Origin of the sequence: Lutibacter sp. Hel_I_33_5 (genome assembly GCF_007827455.1) — a bacterium.
In the GTDB taxonomy this organism is placed as follows: domain Bacteria; phylum Bacteroidota; class Bacteroidia; order Flavobacteriales; family Flavobacteriaceae; genus Polaribacter.
In genome coordinates this window covers 766,272-789,973 of the sequence record NZ_VISM01000001.1, presented here as the reverse complement: position 1 = coordinate 789,973, position 23,702 = coordinate 766,272, and the positions used below count along the sequence as shown (strand labels likewise).

General features: G+C 30.8%; 15 protein-coding genes. 14 read left to right on the top strand and 1 reads right to left on the bottom strand.

What is annotated here, in order from left to right; all coding sequences use genetic code 11:
• The first annotated feature begins 4 nt into the window (after nucleotides 1-4).
• From OD91_RS03390 to OD91_RS03370, 5 genes are all read left to right on the top strand, one after another.
• Complete coding sequence (locus OD91_RS03390; RefSeq protein WP_144894992.1) at nucleotides 5-943, top strand: YihY/virulence factor BrkB family protein; 939 nt, start codon at nucleotides 5-7, stop codon at nucleotides 941-943.
• 120 nt (nucleotides 944-1,063) lie between these two features.
• Nucleotides 1,064-2,728 carry a histidine--tRNA ligase gene (gene hisS, locus OD91_RS03385; protein WP_144894991.1) on the top strand — a complete coding sequence of 555 codons (1,665 nt, stop codon included), beginning with the start codon at nucleotides 1,064-1,066 and terminating at the stop codon, nucleotides 2,726-2,728.
• A gap of 42 nt (nucleotides 2,729-2,770) precedes the next feature.
• Complete coding sequence (folE, locus tag OD91_RS03380; RefSeq protein ID WP_144894990.1) at nucleotides 2,771-3,460, top strand: GTP cyclohydrolase I FolE; 690 nt, start codon at nucleotides 2,771-2,773, stop codon at nucleotides 3,458-3,460.
• A 219-nt stretch (nucleotides 3,461-3,679) separates the two neighbouring features.
• Nucleotides 3,680-7,822, top strand: a complete 4,143-nt coding sequence (locus OD91_RS03375) for a glycosyl hydrolase (RefSeq protein WP_144894989.1) — start codon at nucleotides 3,680-3,682, stop codon at nucleotides 7,820-7,822.
• 283 nt (nucleotides 7,823-8,105) lie between these two features.
• On the top strand, nucleotides 8,106-13,994 hold the full coding sequence (locus OD91_RS03370; protein ID WP_144894988.1) for an ELWxxDGT repeat protein: 5,889 nt from the start codon (nucleotides 8,106-8,108) through the stop codon (nucleotides 13,992-13,994).
• Between the two features lie 92 nt (nucleotides 13,995-14,086).
• On the opposite strand, the gene OD91_RS03365 is transcribed toward OD91_RS03370, so the two are convergent.
• Nucleotides 14,087-15,415 (bottom strand): hypothetical protein, encoded by a 1,329-nt coding sequence (locus OD91_RS03365; RefSeq protein ID WP_144894987.1) that lies wholly within the window; start codon nucleotides 15,413-15,415, stop codon nucleotides 14,087-14,089.
• 131 nt (nucleotides 15,416-15,546) lie between these two features.
• Here OD91_RS03365 and OD91_RS03360 point away from each other — a divergent pair, with 131 nt between their 5' ends.
• From OD91_RS03360 to OD91_RS03320, 9 genes are all read left to right on the top strand, one after another.
• Nucleotides 15,547-16,125, top strand: a complete 579-nt coding sequence (locus tag OD91_RS03360) for a hypothetical protein (RefSeq protein ID WP_144894986.1) — start codon at nucleotides 15,547-15,549, stop codon at nucleotides 16,123-16,125.
• On the top strand, nucleotides 16,125-18,122 hold the full coding sequence (gene ligA, locus OD91_RS03355; RefSeq protein ID WP_144894985.1) for an NAD-dependent DNA ligase LigA: 1,998 nt from the start codon (nucleotides 16,125-16,127) through the stop codon (nucleotides 18,120-18,122). Before OD91_RS03360 ends, ligA begins: the two co-directional genes overlap by 1 nt.
• A gap of 20 nt (nucleotides 18,123-18,142) precedes the next feature.
• Nucleotides 18,143-18,799: a lysoplasmalogenase gene (locus OD91_RS03350; protein WP_144894984.1), complete on the top strand. Its 657-nt coding sequence runs from the start codon at nucleotides 18,143-18,145 to the stop codon at nucleotides 18,797-18,799.
• A gap of 76 nt (nucleotides 18,800-18,875) precedes the next feature.
• Nucleotides 18,876-19,478 (top strand): hypothetical protein, encoded by a 603-nt coding sequence (locus tag OD91_RS03345; RefSeq protein WP_222428664.1) that lies wholly within the window; start codon nucleotides 18,876-18,878, stop codon nucleotides 19,476-19,478.
• Between the two features lie 8 nt (nucleotides 19,479-19,486).
• Nucleotides 19,487-20,572, top strand: a complete 1,086-nt coding sequence (locus OD91_RS03340) for an esterase-like activity of phytase family protein (protein ID WP_144894982.1) — start codon at nucleotides 19,487-19,489, stop codon at nucleotides 20,570-20,572.
• A 9-nt stretch (nucleotides 20,573-20,581) separates the two neighbouring features.
• A complete protein-coding gene (locus OD91_RS03335; protein ID WP_144894981.1) occupies nucleotides 20,582-21,136 on the top strand; it encodes a hypothetical protein in 555 nt (184 codons plus the stop codon).
• Nucleotides 21,137-21,241: 105 nt separating this feature from the next.
• Nucleotides 21,242-22,123 (top strand): 4-hydroxy-tetrahydrodipicolinate synthase, encoded by an 882-nt coding sequence (gene dapA / locus OD91_RS03330; RefSeq protein ID WP_144894980.1) that lies wholly within the window; start codon nucleotides 21,242-21,244, stop codon nucleotides 22,121-22,123.
• A 10-nt stretch (nucleotides 22,124-22,133) separates the two neighbouring features.
• The gene (locus OD91_RS03325; protein ID WP_144894979.1) at nucleotides 22,134-22,643 is read left to right on the top strand and encodes a ferritin; all 510 of its coding nucleotides are present in this window, start codon (nucleotides 22,134-22,136) and stop codon (nucleotides 22,641-22,643) included.
• Between the two features lie 245 nt (nucleotides 22,644-22,888).
• The gene (locus tag OD91_RS03320; RefSeq protein ID WP_255513155.1) at nucleotides 22,889-23,701 is read left to right on the top strand and encodes an outer membrane protein assembly factor BamD; all 813 of its coding nucleotides are present in this window, start codon (nucleotides 22,889-22,891) and stop codon (nucleotides 23,699-23,701) included.
• Nucleotide 23,702 lies beyond the last annotated feature (1 nt).

The following is a 23,702-nucleotide window of genomic DNA, read 5'->3' as shown; positions in this document are numbered from 1 at the left end:
TTAAATGTCAAAAGAAATAGAAGACAACTTAGCAAAAATACCAATAGTAAATTTGTTGGTTAAATTTGGGAAGAAAATAAAAATTCCTGGGTTAGAAGGGATGTCTTTGTATGACGTACTAGAAATGTATATTTTAGGTATTGTAAAGGGAGCATTAACAACTCGTGCAAGCGGAATTGCTTATAGCTTTTTTATGGCTATTTTTCCATTTTTATTATTCATTTTATCACTAATTCCTTATATAAATATTGAAGGTTTTCAAGAAGGATTATTTTCTATGATAAAAGACGGATTGCCACCAAAAACGTTTGAAGCGGTTAACACTGTAATAGATGATATTATTAATAATCCTTCAGGTGGATTATTATCTTTTGGTTTTTTAGCTTCGATATTTTTAATGACCAATGGAGTGAATGCCATCTTTGGTGGATTCGAATATTCGTATCATGTAAAAGAGTTTAGAAATGTTTTTAAAGCCTATTTTGTTTCATTAGCAGTTTCATTAATAATGTCGTTATTCTTAATAGTGACAGTAGTTTCGGTAATAATTTATCAAGTTGCTTTATCTAAAATAGATGAAATAGGTTGGTTTAATACAAGCGATTTAAACTTGTTTTATTATGGTAGAGCGTTCCTGTTTTTATTAATGATTTTCACAGTGGTTTCTTTACTTTTTAGATACGGAACTAAACAAGGGAAAAACACCAGATTCTTTTCTGCAGGTGCATTGTTAACCACTTTTTTAATGTTGTTTATCTTTTATTTATTCGGTATTTATGTGGTTAAATTCGCACAATACAATCAACTTTATGGCTCTATTGGAACACTTTTAGTACTGATGTTGTTTGTATGGTTAAACTCTATCATTCTCTTATTAGGCTTTGAATTAAATGCTTCTTTACAAGCTTTGAAAAAGAAAAATAAAACCTTTATTGATTCTTAGAAAAGTTAAATTTTTCACGATATTTGCCTCTTCAATTAACAATTGAAAGTGTTGAATTTTAAGTGCTTAGTTTTGAGTGAGATAACTAAAGACTAAAGACTAAAGACTAAAAACTAATTCATGAAACCAAGCATCCCAAAAGGAACAAGAGATTTTTCGCCAACAGAAGTAGCAAAACGATCGTATATTTTTAATACGATAAGAAGTGCTTTTGAATTATTTGGATTTCAACCGATTGAAACACCAAGTTTTGAAAATTCTTCTACACTAATGGGAAAATACGGCGAAGAAGGGGATCGATTGATTTTTAAGATTTTAAATTCTGGGGATTATTTAAAAGATGTAAGAAATGATATAATTGAATCAACTAGATCAAATATTAATTTCTATAGCTTTTTTGATATATTTATACACTCAATTGATAATATAAATAATAAAAGTGAATATTTTGATAAAGTTCTAGAGCGTTATTTTAATATTATTAATTCGGCTGATAAAATTCAATTATTTGTACTTGATTACTTCAAAAAAAATAAAACTCAATTTTTCGAAAAAATTAAAGAAATTGAAAGTGTTGAAGAAAGTAGAAGAATAGTTGAAATAAATAAATATAGAAATGATTTATTTCTTTTGTTTTTTGATGAATACCTTTCTGAATATAAAATTTTAAACTCTAATAAAACTGTATCTCAAATTTCAGAAAAAGCTTTACGTTACGACTTAACAGTTCCTTTCGCAAGATATGTAGTACAACACCAAAACGATATTTCTTTTCCTTTTAAGCGTTATCAAATTCAACCAGTTTGGAGAGCAGATAGACCACAAAAAGGGCGATTTAGAGAATTTTATCAATGTGATGCTGATGTTGTTGGAAGTAAATCTTTATTACAAGAAGTAGAATTCATTCAATTATACGACGCTGTTTTTAGTAAGTTAGGCTTGGCTGGAACGACTATAAAAATTAATAACAGAAAAATATTATCAGGTATTGCAGAAGTTATTGGAGCAAAAGATAAATTAATCGATTTTACGGTTGCTTTAGATAAATTAGATAAGATTGGTAAAGACGGTGTGGTAACAGAAATGTTATCCAAAGGAATTACCCAAGAAGCGATTGAAAAAGTTGATCCATTATTTAGTTTTTCAGGTTCAAATTTAGAAAATATACGTTCTTTAGAAAATTTATTACAAGGTTCAGAAGAAGGGTTAAAAGGAGTAGAAGAATTACGTTTTGTAATTAATGCAATTTCAGATTTAGGGTTAGAAACCGCTTCTTTAGAAGTAGATGTAACCTTAGCAAGAGGTCTAAACTATTATACTGGCGCAATTTTTGAAGTAGCAGCACCAAAAGGTGTAAAAATGGGTTCTATCGGTGGAGGTGGACGTTATGACGATTTAACAGGAATCTTTGGTTTAAAAGATGTTTCTGGAGTCGGAATTTCATTTGGATTGGATAGAATTTATTTAGTTTTAGAAGAACTAGGCTTGTTGCAGTCTGTTGAATTGCCAAAACCAAAAGTATTGTTTTTAAATTTTGATGCATCTACAGATATTATCAAATTAAAAGCCATACAAAGTTTGCGAGAAAAAGGGGTGAAGTGCGAGTTATATCCTGATCTAGCAACTAGTAATAAACAAGAAAAAAAACAATGGAAATATGCAACTAATAGAAAAATTGAGTTTGTAGTTTCTAAAATTGAAAACGATATTTTCACTATAAAAGATATGACTAATTTTGAGCAATCTACGTTATCTATCAATGAAATTATAGAGAAAGTGAAATAATTGGCTGCAAACCATTAAATTTGCATAATAATATAGATTGAAATGTTTGAATTGAATAGCAAAATGAATGAAGAGAGAATTGAAGAAATAGGAGAAAATCATGTAGGTACTTCAGCTACAACTCCCTTAAGAGCAGATGCTTTTAATATTTCTGACGAAGAAAAAATTGATAAAATCCAAGAAAGCGTTAAAGATATTCTTGAAACTTTAGGAATGGATTTAACCGACGATAGTCTACAAGGAACGCCTAAACGTGTTGCGAAAGCTTTTGTAAATGAATTGTTTATGGGATTAAATCCCAAAAACATGCCAAAAGCGTCTACATTCGACAATAACTATAAGTATGGTGAAATGTTGGTAGAAAAAAACATCGTTGTATATTCTACTTGCGAACATCATTTACTGCCAATTATTGGTAGAGCGCATGTTGCTTATATTTCTGACGGAAAAGTAATCGGACTTTCTAAAATGAATAGAATTGTTGAGTATTTTTCTAAAAGACCTCAAGTACAAGAGCGCTTAACAATGCAAGTTGTACAATCTTTACAAGAAGCTTTAGGCACACAAGATGTTGCTTGTGTAATTGATGCAAAACATTTATGTGTAAATTCTAGAGGAATTAAAGACATAGAAAGTTCTACAGTAACTGCTGAGTTTGGTGGAAAATTTAAAGACAGAGATAGAAAACGTGAGTTTTTAGATTACCTAAAAATGGATACAGATTTTGACTAAATTGTCATTCCCGTGAATAAGGGAATCTATTCAATATAAAAACCCGTTTAGAAAATTTCTAAACGGGTTTTCTTTTTTAAAAAAAGGTTAATGTATTGAAGTATTTCTTTTGTTTCACCTGTTTTTCTGGTGATTTTTACTACTTGTATAGTTTATGTATGGTTGCTTTATTATTTAAATTTTAAAGCATAGAATATCTTTACCATTCAACAAGTTTATATGTATAAGACCTTTCCAAAAATTTATAAATCGGTTTCACTTTTATTAATATTTCTTTTTAGTGTTTCAATTTTTTCACAAACAACACAAGTTGGTAGTGGAAGTTATACGAATAGTTTTCCAGGTAAAGATTCTGCCGGTAGAAATGATTTTCCGAGTGGTTCGCCTCAACTTTCAGGAAATGCCTTAGGCAAGCCAGTGCCAACAAATGATTGGTGGTCTAAATTAATAAAAGAAAATCATGCAGATAATTTATTTAATTATCCAATGACAATGAAAACTACTAATACAGGTTTAATTGTAACCTATATTCCTTGGGGAGTTATTGGAGATTCTGCACCAATTGAAGTCAGTTTAACAGGTTTAAATACTACTAAATCTACAGTTTCTGATTATTCTGATTGGACGGTAACGATGAATTGGAAAGATGCCGATAATGAATTAAAGGTTACTTCTGGAATTGGTATGCCATTTTTATATTATGAAAAAGATACTGACGATGTTGTGCAAATAAAAGTGAATTCTGGTAATGCAACTGTTACAAATGAAATATTGACTGTTATGGATGCTTCCAGCGGAGCAGATTTTGTTTTTTACGCACCATTTGGTAGTACTTGGACAAAATCTGGGAATATATTTACATCAACTTTAAATGGAAAAAACTATTGGTCTATGGCAATGTTGCCACAAAACTCTAGTGATATAAATGGAGTCGTGGAAGCATTAAAAAAATATGCTTATGTTTTTCCAACAAACACAACAACATCTTGGAATTATAATGAAAGTAATTCTAAGCTAACTACAACTTTTACTATTTCTACGGATGTAAAAGAAGGGATAGATACTAATATGATCTTAGGTTTATTACCACATCAATGGAATAATTTAACCTCAAATTCTCCTGTACCAAGCTTGTACACTTATAATTCTGTAAGAGGAGATTTAAAAATGTTAGAAGGAAATTCATTTACAGTAGAAAATACTTTTAAAGGAATATTACCAACTTTACCATATTTAGTTAATTATAGCGAAGGTTTTAGCCCCGGGCAATTAAATGATAAAATTTCTCAAATAGAAAATGAAGGTTTAGCTACTTGGACAGATTCTTATAACGAAGGTCAGGTAATGAATAGAATGATCCAAACCGCTAGAATTGCAGACCAAATGGGAAATATTGTAGCAAGAGATAAAATGATTGCTACCATAAAAGAACGGTTAGAAGATTGGTTAGCCTATAATTCTGGTGAAGTCGCTTTTTTGTTTTATTACAATAATACTTGGTCATCCTTATTAGGGTATCCTTCTGGACATGGACAGGATAATAATATAAATGATCATCATTTTCATTGGGGATATTTTATTCACGCCGCAGCATTTTTAGAACAATTTGAACCAGGTTGGTCAAATAAATGGGGAGATATGATTGATTTATTAATACGTGATGCAGCTTCTACAGATAGAAATGATTCAAAGTTTCCTTACCTAAGAGCTTTTAGTCCTTATGCTGGACATAGTTGGGCTAATGGATTTGCAACTTTTCCACAAGGAAATGATCAGGAATCTACATCAGAAAGTATGCAATTTGCCTCTTCGTTAATTCACTGGGGAACAATAACAAACAATAAAGAAATTAGAGATTTAGGAATTTATATTTATACAACTGAGCAAACTGCTGTAGAAGAATATTGGTTTGATGTATATGAGCGAAATTTTTCAGATAATCAACATTTTAGTTTGGTTTCTAGGGTTTGGGGAAATTCGTATGATAATGGAACTTTTTGGACTGCAGATATTGCAGCTTCTTATGGTATAGAAATGTATCCTATCCATGGAGGCTCTTTATATTTAGGACATAATCAACAATATGCTCAAAAACTTTGGACAGAAATTGAAACAAAAACAGGTATTTTATCAAACGAAAAAAATGATAATTTATGGCACGACACTTATTGGAAGTATTTGTCATTAATCAATCCAAAGAAAGCAATAACATTATATGATTCTAATCCAAATAGGTCTTTAAAATTTGGTGTTTCTGATGCGCAAACTTATCATTGGTTACATGCAATGAACGCTGTAGGAACAGTTAATTCAACAATTACAGCAGATTATCCTATTGCAGCATCATTTACAGAAAATGGAGAAATTACTTACGTAGCTCATAATTATTCTAATACACCAATAACAGTCAATTTTTCTGATGGATATAAACTAGAAGTACCAGCGTCTAAAATGGCAACAAGTAGAGATATTGACGTTTCTGGAGTAATTTCGTCTGATTTTAATCAAGCGTATACAAATGGAAGTGTAAATTTAACAGCAAATGTAACAGGAACAGGAATTACAAAGGTTGAATTTTATGATGGAGAAAAATTATTAGGAGAGGTTACAAATGCACCTTATACCTTAAAAGCTTCAGAACTCAAACTAGGAATTCATAATTTCTTTGCCAGAATATATGTAGACAATAAATTTAATGTTACCAATATTGTTAATGTACAAGTAGGAGAACAAGTACCTTTTTTAGGAAATGAATTTCAGATTCCTGGAATTATAGAAGCTGGAAATTATGATAAATTTGAAGGAGGGAATGGACAAAATATCTCTTATGTTGATTTATCAAAAAACAATGAAGGAGATTATAGAACAGATGAATATGTAGATGCTGCATCTAATAATATTGAAGGTCCAACAATTGGTTGGCTTTCCGCAGGAGAATGGTTAGAATATACAATTAATGTAGAAACTGCTGGTTTATATGAAGTAAGTTCTAGAGTTGCTTCGGCTAATTCCAATGGCGGTGGCCCTTTTTATTTTGAAATTGATGGAAAGAAAGTGAGTGAAGACATAAAAGTTAATAACACAAATGGTTGGAATAATTGGACAAATAAAATAAGTAATAATGTAGCGTTACCTAAAGGAAAACACGTGTTAAAATTAGTGATTTCTGATGGCGAGTTTAACTTAGGTAAAATGACTTTTACGCGCAAGTCTGATTTAAGTTATGTGCCGCCAGTTGCCGATGCAGGGAAAAATGTAGTTGTAATTTTACCTAATGCTACTGCTACTTTAGACGGAAGCTTAAGTAATGATCCAGAAGGACAAACATTAACTTATAATTGGCAACAAATTTATGGTCCATCAACAATAAATTTTGATAATAAAACAACAGCATCACCCAACATTTCTAATTTAGTAGAAGGTGTTTATAAATGTAAATTAACTGTTTCTGATGGAACATACGAAGCCAGTAGTGAAGTTTTAGTTCTAGTACAAAAAACCGCTAATTCTAATCCTACAGTTTCTATAACTACTCCAACTACTAATTCTCATTTTACAGAAGGGTCTGATATCAATATTGATGTGAATGCATCAGATTTAGACGGAACAGTAGCGTTAGTAGAATTTTATAATGGAAACACAAAAATTGGTGAAGACAATAAAGAACCTTTTAGTTTTATTTGGAACGCAGTACCTATAGGAGAATATTCTATTACAGCAAAAGCAACTGATAATTCTAGTGCACAAACTACTTCTGAACCTATAAAAATTAAAGTAAATGAGGTGATTTCTTGTACAGAAACTGATAATCAAGCGCAACAAGGATCTTTTTCTGTTGGTTATAAAACAACTTTTGAAACTTTAGGAACTAATGTAATCGCTACTTTTGAGTTATTAGATACCAATAGAAGTGGAGTAGTGGCTTATTTATGGAAACAACATCCTTTCGGTGAAGTTCAAATGGATCATGTAGGAGGTTTGAAGTTTTCTAAAACGATAGGAAATGTTACAGCTGGAGAAACATTAAACTATGCGTGTAAGTTTGCTTTTGCAGGTGGTTTGGCTGTTACTAAATATATTTCTTATAAAGTTGGAGATGATTGTGATAATTTAAGTGTTAAAGGAGATATATTTAATACTTCTGTTAATGTATATCCTAATCCAGTAAAAAGCACCTTATTTATTAAGTCAAATGCTATACAAATAAGTAAAATTGAGATATATAACCTATTAGGTAAAAAAATTAAAATTCTCTCTTCAAATTTAACAGAAATTAATGTTGATGAATTATCTAGCGGATTATATCTTGTAAGAATATATGCTGATTCAAAAAGTATAACTAGGAAGTTTATTAAAGAATGATTAGAGATCTTTTTTAACTTTCATTACAAAGTTTGTCTTTTTAAACAGTAACAATCCAAATATTTTAAACAAATTTCTTCGTTCTACTAGATAATGTCGATTGTTATATTAAAACGATGTTTATTTTACAAAATAAACTTTAAAAGATAAAGATTTGAGTATCTATAGAATTTTTTTGTGTACAGAAAAGGCGGTTTGGTGTACATTTTTTACTTGTTTGGTGTACAAAAAATAAATACATGTGTATAAAATTCTGATTTTAGTGCCATCTAAAAAAATCATCATGATAGTTAAATCTAAAATATCTAGCATAAAAGTAATTTTTATACTCACTTTTATGCTTATCTCTTTTTCAATGTACAGCCAAGAAGCACAACTAGTTAAAGATATAAATAGCATTCCTATTTCAACAGCTAGCTTTAATCCAACTGGCCTAACAGTTTTTAATAATAAATTGTATTTTTCTGCAATAGATGATTCAAATATATATAAGTTATGGGAATCTGATGGTACTATAGCAGGTACCAAAATAATAACGAATGTTTCTCGTGTAAGAGGGCTTCCGATTAAAAATTTTACGGTCTATAATAACAAACTCTATTTTGCTGGAGATATTTCTAGAACATATGGAATAGAATTATGGGAGTCAGATGGTACAGAAGCAGGAACCAAAATGGTCAAGAACATTAACCCTAATACTGGGCGTGGTTCAGTATCATCATCCCCTAGTCATTTAACGGTCTATAATAACAAACTCTATTTTTCTGCAGATGATGGTACAAATGGAGTAGAATTATGGGAATCTGATGGTACCGTTGATGGAACTAAATTAGTTAAGGATATTAATGTAGGTATAAATAGTTCATCTCCTAGTCATTTAACAGTCTATAATAACAAACTCTATTTTTCTGCAGATAATGGTACCCAAGGAGAAGAATTATGGGTGTTTGATAGTACAGCAACAGAACCTCAATTAGTAAAAGATATTAGTAGTATAGGAAGTTCATCTCCTAGTCATTTAAAAGTATATAGTAATAAACTTTATTTTTCTGCAGATGATGGTACAAATGGTGTAGAATTATGGGAGTTTGATAGTACAGCAACAGAACCTCAATTAGTAAAAGATATTAGTAGTATAGGAAGTTCATCTCCTAGTCATTTAACAGTATATAATAATAAACTCTATTTTTCTGCAGATGATGGTACAAATGGAGTAGAATTATGGGAGTTTGATAGTACAGCAACAGAACCTCAATTAGTAAAAGATATTAGTGGAATAGGAAGTTCATCTCCAAAGGAGTTAACGGTGTATAATAATAAACTCTATTTTTCTGCAGATGATGGTACAAATGGAGTAGAATTATGGGAGTTTGATAGTTCAGCAACAGAACCTCAATTAGTAAAAGATATTAGTGGAATAGGAAGTTCATCTCCTAGTCATTTAACAGTGTATAATAATAAACTCTATTTTTCTGCAAATGACGGTAAATTTGGTGTAGAATTATGGGAGTCTGATGGTACAAGTGATGGAACCAAACTAGTTGATGATTTTTTTAAAAAAAATAGTCAATCATCACCAAAAAATTTAACAGTATATAATAATAAACTCTATTTTTCTGCAGATGACGGTACAAATGGAGTAGAATTATGGGAATCTGATGGTAGCGTTGGTGGAACTAAATTATTAAAGAACATTAATCCTAATTCAGGTGCTAGTTCATCCCCTAGTCATTTAACGGTATATAATAATAAGCTTTATTTTTCTGCAGATGAAGGCACAAATGGAGTAGAATTATGGGAATCTGATGGTACCGTTGGTGGAACTAAATTAGTGAAGGATATTAATACTAATTCAGGTGGTAGCTCATCCCCTAGTCATTTAACGGTATATAATAATAAGCTTTATTTTTCTGCAGATGAAGGCACAAATGGAGTAGAATTATGGGAATCTGATGGTACCGTTGATGGAACTAAATTAGTGATGGATATTAATCCTATTTGTTTTGCTAGTTCATCCCCTAGTCATTTAACGGTGTATAATAATAAGCTTTATTTTTCTGCAGATAATGGTACAAAAGGAGTAGAATTATGGGAGTCTGATGGTACCGTTGGTGGAACCAAATTAGTGAAGGATATTAATACTAATTCAGGGGGTAGTTCATCTCCTAGTTATTTAACGGTGTATAATAATAAGCTTTATTTTTCTGCAGATAATGGTACACAAGGAGAAGTATTATGGGAGTCTGATGGTACCGTGATTGGAACCAAACCTGTAGGTATACCTGTTTCACAACCTCGTTATTTAACGGTGTATGATAACAAACTTTATATTATTGAAGAAAATGATGATGATGATGATTATTTTTATGAATATAATGATAACCCCGTAGGAGGTGAATATTTGATAGATAATAATGGAGACCTAATTACGGATGTAGATGCACTAATAGTATATAATAATATACTCTATTTTTCTGGAGATTCAGAAGTTGGTATTGCGGGTTATGAGTTATGGATGTTTGATGGTACCCAAGCAGGAACTAAATTAGTGCATGATATTTATAAAGGTAGTAGTAAGTCTTCGGAACCCGAAGAATTTACGTTGTTTAATGGTAAAATTTACTTTACAGCAACAGATGGCGTTAATGGTAGAGAATTATATTCTTTTGAAAATGTGCCACCAACAATAACAACGTTAAGTGCTGCAGATAATGCTACTGGAGTAGATGTTACCAATAATTTTGTTGTAACTTTTAATGAAGATATTGCTATAGGTACAGGCACTATTGTTATCTACAATACAGCAGATGATAGTGTTTTTGAAACTATAGATGTAACTAGCACTAAAGTTAGCGTTTCTGGTAAGGCAGTAACCATTAATCCAACAACAGATTTAGAAAAAAATAAAACGTATTATATACAAATTGCAGCTACAGCAATAAAAGACATTTCGGGTAATAGTTTTGCAGGAATTACCGATAAAACAACTTATAATTTTGCTACAGAATTAAAAGTTGCCTCAACCATTACTTTTTCAGATTTCACTAAAAATTATGGAGATACAGCAGTTACTTTAGGCGCAACATCGAATGCATCAGGTACTATTAGTTATAGTATTGTTGCTGGTGGTACGGGTACCGCTACGTTATCTGGTACTAACAATGCTACTCTTACATTGGGTAATCCGGGTACCGTAAAAATAAAAGCAACGCAAGTAACAGATGCAAATTATTTGCAAACAGAAAAAGAGATTACTTTAACGATAAATAAAGCAGCCTTAACAGTTACAGCAAATACAGGTCAAACAAAAGTGTATGGGGCAAGCGACCCAACCTTAACATATACTATAGCTGGTTTTGTAAATTCAGATACCGAAGCAAGTTTAGATACCGGAGTAAGTATTGCTAGAGCAACGGGAGAAGATGTTGGTACTTATGCAATTACACCCTCCGCAGCAGCCGATGCAAATTATACTGTAAGTTTTGAAGCTAAAGATTTTAGTATTAGTAAAGCAGCCTTAACAGTTACAGCAAATACAGGTCAAACAAAAGTGTACGGGGCAAGCGATCCAACCTTAGGGTATACCATCACAGGATTTGTAAATTCAGATACCGAAGCAAGTTTAGATACCGGAGTAAGTATTGCTAGAGCAACGGGAGAAGATGTTGGTACCTATGCAATTACACCTTCCGCAGCAGCCGATGCAAATTATACTGTAAGTTTTGAAGCTAAAGATTTTAGTATTAGTAAAGCAGGGTTAACAGTTACAGCAAAAACAGGTCAAACAAAAGTGTACGGGGCAAGCGATCCAACCTTAGTGTATACCATCACAGGTTTTGTAAATTCAGATACCGAAGCAAGTTTAGATACCGGAGTAAGTATTGCTAGAGCAACGGGAGAAGATGTTGGTACCTATGCAATTATACCTTCCGTAGCAGCCGATGCAAATTATAATGTAAGTTTTGAAGCTAAAGATTTTAGTATTAGTAAAGCTGCCTTAACAGTTACAGCAAACACAGGTCAAACAAAAGTGTACGGTTCAAGCGATCCAACCTTAGGGTATACCATCACAGGATTTGTAAATTCAGATACCGAAGCAAGTTTAGATACCGGAGTAAGTATTGCTAGAGCAACGGGAGAAGATGTTGGTACTTATGCAATTACACCATCCGCAGCAGCCGATGCAAATTATACTGTAAGTTTTGAAGCTAAAGATTTTAGTATTAGTAAAGCAGCCTTAACAGTTACAGCAAATACAGGTCAAACAAAAGTATACGGGGCAAGCGATCCAACCTTAGGGTATACCATCACAGGATTTGTAAATTCAGATACCGAAGCAAGTTTAGATACCGGAGTAAGTATTGCTAGAGCAACGGGAGAAGATGTTGGTACTTATGCAATTACACCTTCCGCAGCAGCCGATGCAAATTATACTGTAAGTTTTGAAGCTAAAGATTTTAGTATTAGTAAAGCTGCCTTAACAGTTACAGCAAACACAGGTCAAACAAAAGTGTACGGAGCAAGCGATCCAACCTTAGGGTATACCATTACAGGATTTGTAAATTCAGATACCGAAGCAAGTTTAGATACCGGAGTAAGTATTGCTAGAGCAACGGGAGAAGATGTTGGCACTTATGCAATTAAACCCTCCGCAGCAGCCGATGCAAATTATACTGTAAGTTTTGTAGCTAATGATTTTAGTATTAGTAAAGCTGCCTTAACAGTTACAGCAAATACAGGTCAAACAAAAGTGTACGGAGCAAGCGATCCAACCTTAACATATACTATAGCTGGTTTTGTAAATTCAGATACCGAAGCAAGTTTAGATACTGGAGTAAGTATTGCTAGAGCAACAGGAGAAGATGTTGGTACCTATGCAATTACACCTTCCGCCGCAGCCGATGCAAATTATACTGTAAGTTTTGAAGCTAAAGATTTTAGTATTAGTAAAGCAGGGTTAACAGTTACAGCAAAAACAGGTCAAACAAAAGTGTACGGGGCAAGCGATCCAACCTTAGTGTATACCATCACAGGTTTTGTAAATTCAGATACCGAAGCAAGTTTAGATACCGGAGTAAGTATTGCTAGAGCAACGGGAGAAGATGTTGGTACCTATGCAATTACACCTTCCGCAGCAGCAGACGTAAATTATAATGTAAGTTTTGAAGCTAAAGATTTTAGTATTAGTAAAGCTGCCTTAACAGTTACAGCAAACACAGGTCAAACAAAAGTGTACGGTTCAAGCGATCCAACCTTAGGGTATACCATCACAGGATTTGTAAATTCAGATACCGAAGCAAGTTTAGATACCGGAGTAAGTATTGCTAGAGCAACGGGAGAAGATGTTGGTACTTATGCAATTACACCTTCCGGAGCAGCAGACGTAAATTATACTGTAAGTTTTGTAACTAAAGATTTTAGTATTAGTAAAGCAGCCTTAACAGTTACAGCAAACACAGGTCAAACAAAAGTATATGGAGCAACAGACCCAACCTTAGGGTATACCATCACAGGATTTGTAAATTCAGATACCGAAGCAAGTTTAGATACTGGAGTAAGTATTACTAGAGCAACGGGAGAAGATGTTGGTGCCTATGCAATTACACCATCCGCTGCAGCAGACGCAAATTATACTGTAAGTTTTGTAGCTAAAGATTTTAGTATTACAAAAGCATCACAAACAATTACTTTTGGACCATTAACGCATACAAATGAAGATGTTTTTGATTTAACAGGAACGTCATCTTCTGAGTTAGAAATTTCATATTCAAGTTCTGATTCTTCAATTGCAACAGTTTCTGGAGTTACACTAACGGTGTTAAGTGCTGGAACAACAACAATTACAGCTTCTCAAGCTGGAAATAATAATTATGAAGCTGCAACAGATGTGACTCAGGTTTTAACAATACAAGCTTTAAGCATTAATGAAATTAAAGAATTAAAAAATATATTTGTGTATCCAAATCCAATTAATAACTTTTTAAAAATAGATTTGCAAAACTTAAGTCAAGTTGATGTAAAGATATTTGATTTGAATGGGAAGCTTATTTTAAAAGAAAACGAATATTCTTCAAATCAATCAATTAATACGTCTAAATTAAGTAACGGTGTATATTTTGTTAGGATATTAAGTCAAGGAAATCAGATTATAAAGAAATTTATAAAACAGTAAAAAAACTTAGCTATTTTTGATTAAGTAATTGTAACATGTTTAAAAAGAAAACCCGAAACAAATTAATTTGTTTCGGGTTTTCTTTTTAAACATTATTTATGATACCAAATTGTAATCGTATTTTGAGAAGGTTTTTGATATATCGGAAAATCACCACTATTCCATTCCCACGGAAATAAACCAGCAAACCAATCTTCTTTCCATAGTTTTTGAAATAAAGCCTCGTAAGCTAGTTGTTGTGTTCTATCAGATTTTTTCTTGGTTAATTGCTGAAAAGAGTTTCCCCATTCCCATGGTTTTACTGTTGCAGAATAATCATTTCTATAGCCAACCTCTGTAAAAAGTATTTGTTTATTATAGCTTTTAGATAATGCTTTCAAAGTTTTAATATGTTTATCCCATCCATTTTTTATTTCCTCTAAATTTGGTTCGCTATTTTCGGTTAAAGGATAGTATCCTTGTATGCCGATATAATCCATTTCTTCCCAAAATTCAGAAAAGTTATGAGGATCATCCCAATTAGCAGCATATGTTAATTTACCAGAATACATTGATTTAATTTCTTTAATTAACGCTAACCATTTTTTTGGTTGATGTTTTAAAGAACTTCGTAATTCTGTACCAATGCAATACAATTCTGAATTGGTTTTTTGAGCCATTTTAGCATAATGAAGTATATTTATTCTATAATTTTTAAACCAAGAATCCCAATCGCTTTTATTTTTAAAATTAATATTAGAACGCCAACCAGAAGACATCCAAAGATGTGGTTTTAGCATAACAAATAAACCTTTTTCATGAGATTTTTGAATCCCTTTAATTAATGCAGAATCTCTTCTAGACCAGACTCCAATTTCATCAGGAGTATTTATTTTTATAGTTTTTTCAGTTTCTTGATAAAAATAGGGAATTACAGCTACCCATTCTATATTGGTTTTTATCAATTCAGAAAGATCTAATTTTCTATTTCTCCCAATTCTATAAACGCTCATTCCTCTAATTTTAGAATCGTTTAAAAAACGTTTTTTTGAAGTATTGGTTTTATTTTCTGCAATAGAATTCCAGTTATAATTAAAACCTTCATTATTGTTTTGATACAGGATAAATTTTAATGTAAAAACTAAAATTGAAATAGGTAGAATCAATCGAAAAACAACTCTTTTTAAAGTGATTTTTAAACCTTGTTTTTTATAAGTTGAAATAAAGTATTTCAAAATAAGAAAGAGTATAAAAAATATGATAAATAGAATATGAACAGTAATAACGCCACTTTTTGAGGTTGTAAATTTAAAAAAAGAGCTACTTAATTCTCTAAAATTTGAGCTATTAGAAAAACCGAAATATGCAAATAATAAAAAACTAAATGCCCAAGTAAAGAAATATACTTTTAGAATTTGAGCTATAGTTTTTTTGAAATTCAATTTTTTTGATTTTAGGTAAATTTACCAAAGAAATTATATATAAAATATTAATAAACTCATAAAAAAAATGAAATCGAAACATTGCCAGGACTTTTAAAACTTTCCTTAAATTAGCAATCAAACTTTAGAACATGAAAAACTTATTTTTTTCAATTTTATTTATTGGAATAATGACAACTATAAACTCACAAACTAAACTACCTTATTACGAAATTCCTGAAGCACCAAAAGAATTTACAGCTGGTTCTGTAGCTAGTAGAATGGTAGATGGTCTAGGATTTCGATATTATTGGGCAACGGAAGGATTAACGGAAAAAGATTTGAAATTTCAACCAAATAAAGATGCTAGAACAACTAAAGAAACATTAAAACATATTTACGATTTAACAACGGTAATTATAAATGCTGTTTTAGAAAAACCAAACACAGGTAAAAAAGTACCAGAAATGTCATTCTCAGAAATGAGAAAAAATACATTGTTAAATATTGAGAAATCTAGCGCTATATTAAGAGATTCAAAAGATATATCTAAATATAAAATTATATTTATACGAGGAGAAAAAACAACAGCATATCCTTTTTGGAATCAGATTAATGGACCCATTTCGGATGCAATTTGGCATGTTGGACAAGTAGTGTCTTTTAGACGTTCTTCTGGAAATCCGTTTCCAAAAGGAGTTAGTGTTTTACGAGGAAAAAAGAGCGATTAATGAGTGTAGAACAAAAAATACAATCACTTAGAGAAATATTAAGAAAGCACAATCATAATTATTATGTGTTAGATAATGCCACAATTTCTGATTACGATTTTGATATCAAACTAAAAGAATTAGAAAAGTTAGAAGAAGAAAATCCACAGTTTTTTGATGCTAATTCACCAACCCAAAGAGTAGGAGGTGGAATTACTAAGAATTTTGAAACCGTTACTCATAAAAATCGAATGTATTCTTTAGATAATTCATACTCTAAAGAAGATTTATTAGATTGGGAAAAACGAATTCAGAAGAATTTAGGATCTTCAGACATAGAATATACGTGTGAACTAAAATACGACGGAGCTTCCATCAACTTAACTTTTGAAAACGGAGAATTTATTAAAGCGGTAACACGTGGCGATGGGTTTCAAGGAGATGATGTTTCTACAAACATTAAAACTATAAAATCAATCCCATTAATAATTAATTCGGACTTTGTGCGTGATTTTGAAATGCGTGGCGAAATTATTTTACCATTAGATGGTTTTAATAAAATGAATGAAGAACGAATTGCAAATGGAGAGGAAGCATATAGAAACCCACGAAATACAGCAAGTGGAAGTTTAAAATTACAAGACAGTGCTGAAGTTGCTAAACGACCATTAGATTGTTTGTTGTATCAGGTTGTAACGAATGAGCGTACATATAAAACACATTTCGAAAGTTTAGAAAATGCTAGAAAAGTAGGTTTTAAAGTGCCAAAAACGATTGCTTTAGCAAAATCAATTGATGACGTTTTTGAATTTGTAAATCATTGGGATTCAAAACGCAACGAGTTGCCTTATGAAACTGATGGTGTAGTTATTAAAGTTAATAATTTACAACAACAAGAAGAGCTAGGCTATACAGCAAAAGCACCACGTTGGGCAATTGCCTATAAATTTAAAGCAGAGCAAGTTTCAACTGTTTTACATGAAATTTCGTATCAAGTTGGACGTACAGGAGCAATTACACCTGTAGCAAATTTAGAACCTGTTCAATTAGCAGGAACTATTGTAAAAAGAGCTTCGTTACACAATGCAGATCAAATTGAAAAACTAGATATTAGAGTTGGCGATACAGTTTTTGTTGAGAAAGGTGGAGAAATTATTCCTAAAATTATTGCGGTAGATTTAACAAAAAGACTTGATAATTCTGAAGGAACTATCTATGCAACCAATTGCCCAGAATGTGATACGGCGTTGATTAGAACGGAAGGAGATGCTAAGCATTATTGTCCGAATGAATTTGGTTGTGCACCGCAAATAACAGGAAGAGTTCAACACTTTATTTCAAGAAAAGCCATGGATATTGATGGTTTAGGCGGAGAAACGGTTGATTTATTACGTAAAGAAGGATTGATCCAAAATTATGCTGATTTATATGATTTAAGAGTAGAGCAAATAATTCCATTAGAAAGAATGGCAGAAAAATCTGCTCAAAACATGGTTGCAGGTATAGAAAAATCAAAGGAGATTCCGTTTGAAAAAGTATTGTTTGCACTTGGAATTAGATTTGTTGGAGAAACCGTTGCAAAAAAACTAACGAAGCATTTTAAATCGATTGATAATTTAATGACTGCTGATTTTGAAACCTTAATTAATGTTGATGAAATTGGAGATAGAATCGCACAAAGTATTATTGATTTTTCTAATGATTTAGGTAATATTCAATTGATTAATCGCTTGAAATCTTATGGATTACAATTAGAAGTTTCGGCAGAAAGTTTAGAAAATCAAACAGATAAATTACAAGGAAATATTTTTGTTGTTTCTGGGGTTTTTCATCAAATGAGCAGAAATGAATTAAAGAAAGCCATTGAAGATAATGGAGGAAAGGTGAGTAGTTCCATTTCTAAAAAAACCAATTATATAGTTGCGGGCGATAATATGGGGCCAAGTAAATTAACAAAAGCCCAAGATTTAGGAATTGCAATTATTTCTGAGCAAGATTTCTTAGATTTGATAAATTAGAGTCGTAAAAGAAAGTTCATATGAGTAAGAAAAGTAAAATCACATTAGCATCAATCTTTTTTTTAATTGTTGTAATTGTAGATGTTTATGCAGTAATAACGCATAATACATTATTAGAACAAATTTTTAAGCCATTACTAATGACAAGTTTGGTATTGGTGTATTTAGCATCAGTAAAGAAACCAAATTTTTGGTATGTTTCTGCCTTGTTTTTTTGTTTTTGGGGTGATGTTTTTCTGCTAGATAAACCTAACTTCTTCACATTTGGATTAGCTTCTTTTTTAGTAGGACATATTATTTATATAAAAATATCTAAAGACTTTTTAAAACAAGAAATTACCGCAAAAATGATTAGTTCTTCTTTTCCTTTTGTGATTATTTTTTGTGTACTAATGTATCTTGTCTATCCAAATTTAGGAAATATGTTATTGCCTGTTTTAGTTTACGGAATAGTAATTTCAACTTTTGGAGCTATTACATTACTTAACTATCGTCAAGAAAAATCAACAGAAAATTTATGGCTATCACTTGGTGCTCTTGTTTTTATTGTATCAGACAGTTTAATTGCTATTCATAGATTTTATGAAGCGAAAGAAATATATAGTATTGCAATTATTATAACTTATATTGTAGCTCAATATTTGATATGTAAAGCGATGATTGCTAAAAATAATTAACTTTAGAAAAGTGATAAAGAAAACGTTAGATTCGAAATTTATACTACTGTACTTTTTATGTGTTGTTGTATATCTGTTGTCAATTTTTGGGACTGATTTAAATCTACAATTACTCTTAAAGTCTTTACCAGCATTATCTTTATTAATATTTTATTTTGTAGTAAAAGAAAGCAATAAAGATCTTAGAATTATAGTTTCCTTGCTATTACTGGTAACTATTAATGTTGGTTTGTCGATTGTAAATGAGTTTCTAATTCGAGTTTTTTTAGGTACCATTGTTAACCTAATTGTTTTATGGATAATTTTAGGGCATATCAAAAATGATAATAGAAAATTAATAATACCTATTGCTACCTTATCTCTTGTTATTTTCTTTTTAGTTTTTTCATTTATTTTCGATGAACATAAAATGAATTTAGAATTTGTTGCTATCGGAATTCATGGTTTTGTACTTATACTTCTTCTAGCTGTAAGCTATACAAATTATATAAAAGATATAAGTATGCTTAATTTTTTAATATTTTTAGGTGTTGGTTTTAGACTCTTTTCTGATGGTATCACAGGAATTGTTTTTACTGATGATACTGCTACTGTATATTTAGCAATAGCTGCCTTATTTTTTCAAGTGTCACGATTCCTTGTTTTCTATGGCTTAATTAAAAAGGATATAAATGAGTAGTTTTTAGAATGAAAATTAATCAAGTTTTATTATTATTTCTTTTAGTTTTTTTCAATTGTAACTCAGAAAAAAGCATACAGCTTAACTTTTTAGATGAATATATTATTAAAGATTCAATTAATTTTAATAATTCTATTGTTGGTGGTTTATCGGGGGTGGATTATGCAAATAATCAATATTATTTTGTTGTTGATGATGCAAGTAAACCAAGAGTGTTATTAGCGGATATTAACATTAGAAAAGATACAATTTCAGGAATCACTTTTAAAAAAAATATTCATTTAAATGATTCTACAGAGCAATTTTATGAGGATAATCATTTAGATTTAGAATCAATTTTTGTTGATGTAAATAATCATATAAATTTAACAAGTGAAGGTTCAATTAAGCGAGATAAAAATCCAACTATTTTTAAAATAGATGCATCAGGTAAATTTATAGGACACACTAAAATTCCTAATTATTTTAATGCAAATTCGGTTTTTAAACCAAAACATAACGGAGTGTTTGAAGGTTCAACTAAAAGTTTGGATGCTTCAGGTTTTTGGGTAGCTATGGAATCACCTTTAGAAGCCGATGGAGAGGAACCTACGTTTCATAAAACGCAATCGCCAGTTAGGATTACTTTTTATGATGCTAAAACGAATAAAGCAACTAAACAGTTTGCATATCTGTTAGATAAAATTGATAAACCAGCCAAGGGATCATTAAATTTAAACGGACTTACGGCAATATTGGAATATGCAAAAAACCAATTTTTTATAATAGAAAGAGCATATCAAAGTGGCTATGGAAGTCATGGAAATGTAGTGAGAATTTATAAATCAACTTTAAAAAAAACAACGACTACTACTTTAGAATTTAATTCTTTAAGAGATCAAGAATATGTTCCGATAGAAAAAGAACTGGTTTTAGATTTTTCAACGATTCAAGATAAACTCACCGATGGAATAATTGATAATATTGAAGGGATTACATTAGGGCCAAAACTATCAAACGGAAATCAATCTTTGTTATTAATTTCTGATGATAATTTTCAAATTTATGGCAAACAATTAAATCAATTTATTTTATTAGAAATTTTACGGAAATAATCTTTACATTTGAGTACCCCTAAATATAAAGATTTGTTCAAGTTTGTAAAACAGAAAAATAGTAGCTTACTACAACAATATCAAAAGTTGTTAGAACAAAAGCTAAAAGATAAAACTTCTTATACTAAGGAGATTAAATCTGTTGGTATTTTAACTACAGATGAGATTTCTTCTGATTACAATTTACAATTTCACATAGAAAAAATATTGAATGTTAGAAATTCTAAAATCTATAGTTTTAGAAAGCACGATAAAGATAATCCAGAATCTTACAAACACTTTTCTGATCAGGAAATTTCTAAAAGTGGTAAAATATTAGACGTAAGTTTTAAGAGTTTTATAGAACATCCTTTTGATTTGTTAATTTGTTTTTTTGATAAGAAAAATGTTTTTTTAGAATATACTGCGTTACTTTCTGAAGCTCAATTTAAAGCAGGTATTGCTAATGTTAATAAAGAATTATACGATTTGCAAGTTATTTGCAAGAGCGATAACATTGAAGATTTTACCGTAGAATTAAAAAAATATCTTCAAATTTTAAATAGACTACCGTTAGATTCGTAAAATTTAACAAAAAAAAACAATCTGTTTTTTACTGATAAAACAGTGCTTTTCTAAAAGTAAATACCGAATAAAGAACTAAATTTGCATCAGTTTAAGAATATAAATATGCAGAAATTTGTTGGGATGGGAGTTGCACTTGTTACTCCTTTTAATGATGATTTAAGTGTCGATTTTAATGCACTTAAAAACTTGGTTGAATTTAATATAGAAAACGGCACAAACTATTTAGTGATTAATGGCACAACAGGAGAAAGTGCAACCATCACTAAAGAAGAAAAAACAGCTATCATTAATACAATTATTGAGGTTAATAATGGAAGACTACCATTAGTTTTAGGCGTTGGTGGAGCAAATACACAAGTTGTAATAGAAGAATTGCAAACATTAGATTTATCTAATATTGATGCTATTTTATCAGTCGCACCTTATTATAGCAAACCTACACAAGAAGGATTTTATCAGCATTTTAAAGCGATTGCAAACGCAACAACAAAAGATATTATTTTATATAATGTTCCAGGTAGAACAGCAAAAAACATGGAGCCAGCTACAACAATACGTTTAGCAAAAGACTTTAAAAATATTGTAGCAGTAAAAGAAGCAGGGAACCATCAACAACAATATTATTCGCTATTAAAGGATAAACCAGCAGACTTTTTAATTATTTCTGGTGATGATGATTTAACTTTAGGAGCTGTATTAGCAGGAGGTTCTGGTGTTATTTCAGTCATCGGACAAGCATTTCCAAAAGAATTTTCTAGGATGATTCAGTTAGGTTTAGAAGGAAAAAATAAACAAGCATTTGCTATTCATTACAGCTTAATGGACATAGTTTCATATATTTTTGAAGAGAACAATCCATCCGGAATTAAAGCCGTTCTTAAAAATTTAAACATCACTTCAGACAAGGTTAGATTACCTTTAGTGCCAGCTTCTGATGATTTACAAATAAAAATCGCTAATTTTATGGCGGATTTTTATAATTAAAAAGCAAATCATGTTATCAAAAAAAATAGAAGCAGCATTAAATGAACAAATAAAAGTAGAAGCAGAATCGTCTCAAGTATATTTGTCAATGGCTTGTTGGGCGGAAGTCCAAGGTTTTGAGGGTGTTGCACAATTTATGTATGCACATTCAGACGAAGAACGTATGCATATGCTTAAGTTGGTTAAATTTGTTAACGAACGTGGCGGACATGCAAAAATATCTCAATTAGACGCGCCACCTCTTGAGTTTGGTTCTTTTAAAGAAGTGTTTCAAACATTGTTTGAGCACGAAGTTTTTGTATCTAAATCAATCAATGATTTGGTACATATCACTTTAGAAGAGAGAGATTATGCGACCCATAACTTTTTACAATGGTATGTTTCTGAGCAAATAGAAGAAGAAGCATTAGCTAGAAATATCTTAGATAAAATAAATTTAATTGGTGATGATAAAAGCGGATTCTATTTGTTTGACAATGATATTAAACAATTAATTGTTGCAGATACACCGCCAGCATAACATTAACAAACTTTTAGCAGGTTTTACAAACGATTTCTTATCATTTTTATAGAATATTGTAGTGCACAATTTATAGTGCGAAAAAACGTTTTATTTCAGAAGTTGTTTTTTGATAAGAACTATCAAGACTTCCTTTAAAACTGTCATCCTGAACTTGTTTCAGGAGCTAAAAGAAAAGAATTTTTTGTTAAAAATAAATACTTTTATTATCCATAATTAATCACTAATTTTGCCGAATGCATAAAATGAAGAATGTAGCGTGTTTATTGATTGTTTGCTTGATGTTGTTTTCATGTAGCGAATATCAAAAAGTTTTAAATAAAGGAAGTAAGGAAGAGCAATACAAAATGGCTATTAAAATGTACGAAACTAAAAAGTACAATAAAGCCTTACGTTTGTTTGAAAAAATTACACCAGCATTTAGAGGAAAACCTCAAATGGAGCGTATCCAATTTATGGTTGCACAAGCGAACTTTAATACAAAGGGATATAGCTTAGCCGGATACTATTTTGATCGTTTTACCAAAAACTATCCAAAGAGTTCTAAAAAAGAAGAAGCTGCATTTTTATCAGCATATAGCTATAAATTAGGATCTCCAAGATTTAGTTTAGATGCTACAGATACTTATAAGGCGTTAGAAGCTTTTCAAGGATTTATAAATACATATCCAAATTCATCAAGAATAGAGGAGGCTAATAATCACTATAAAGAAATCCGTTATAAATTACAGAAAAAGCATTTCGAAATTGCTAAAACGTATTATAAAACAGCAGATTACGATTTAAGAAACTATAAAGCAGCTATTCAAGCTTTCGATAATTTATTAAGTGATTATTTAGGGTCAGAGTTTAAAGAAGAAGCTTTATACTACAGATTAAAAGCGGCACACGATTTGGTGTTAAAGAGTTATAATAGAAGAAAGCCAGAACGAATTAAAGATGCTATTAAAGCATACGAAAAATTAAAAAGAAGTTTTCCAGAATCAAAATTCATGGAAGATTCTAATAAAATGTTAGCAACATTACATAAAGAACAAAAACAATTACAAAAGAGTTAAT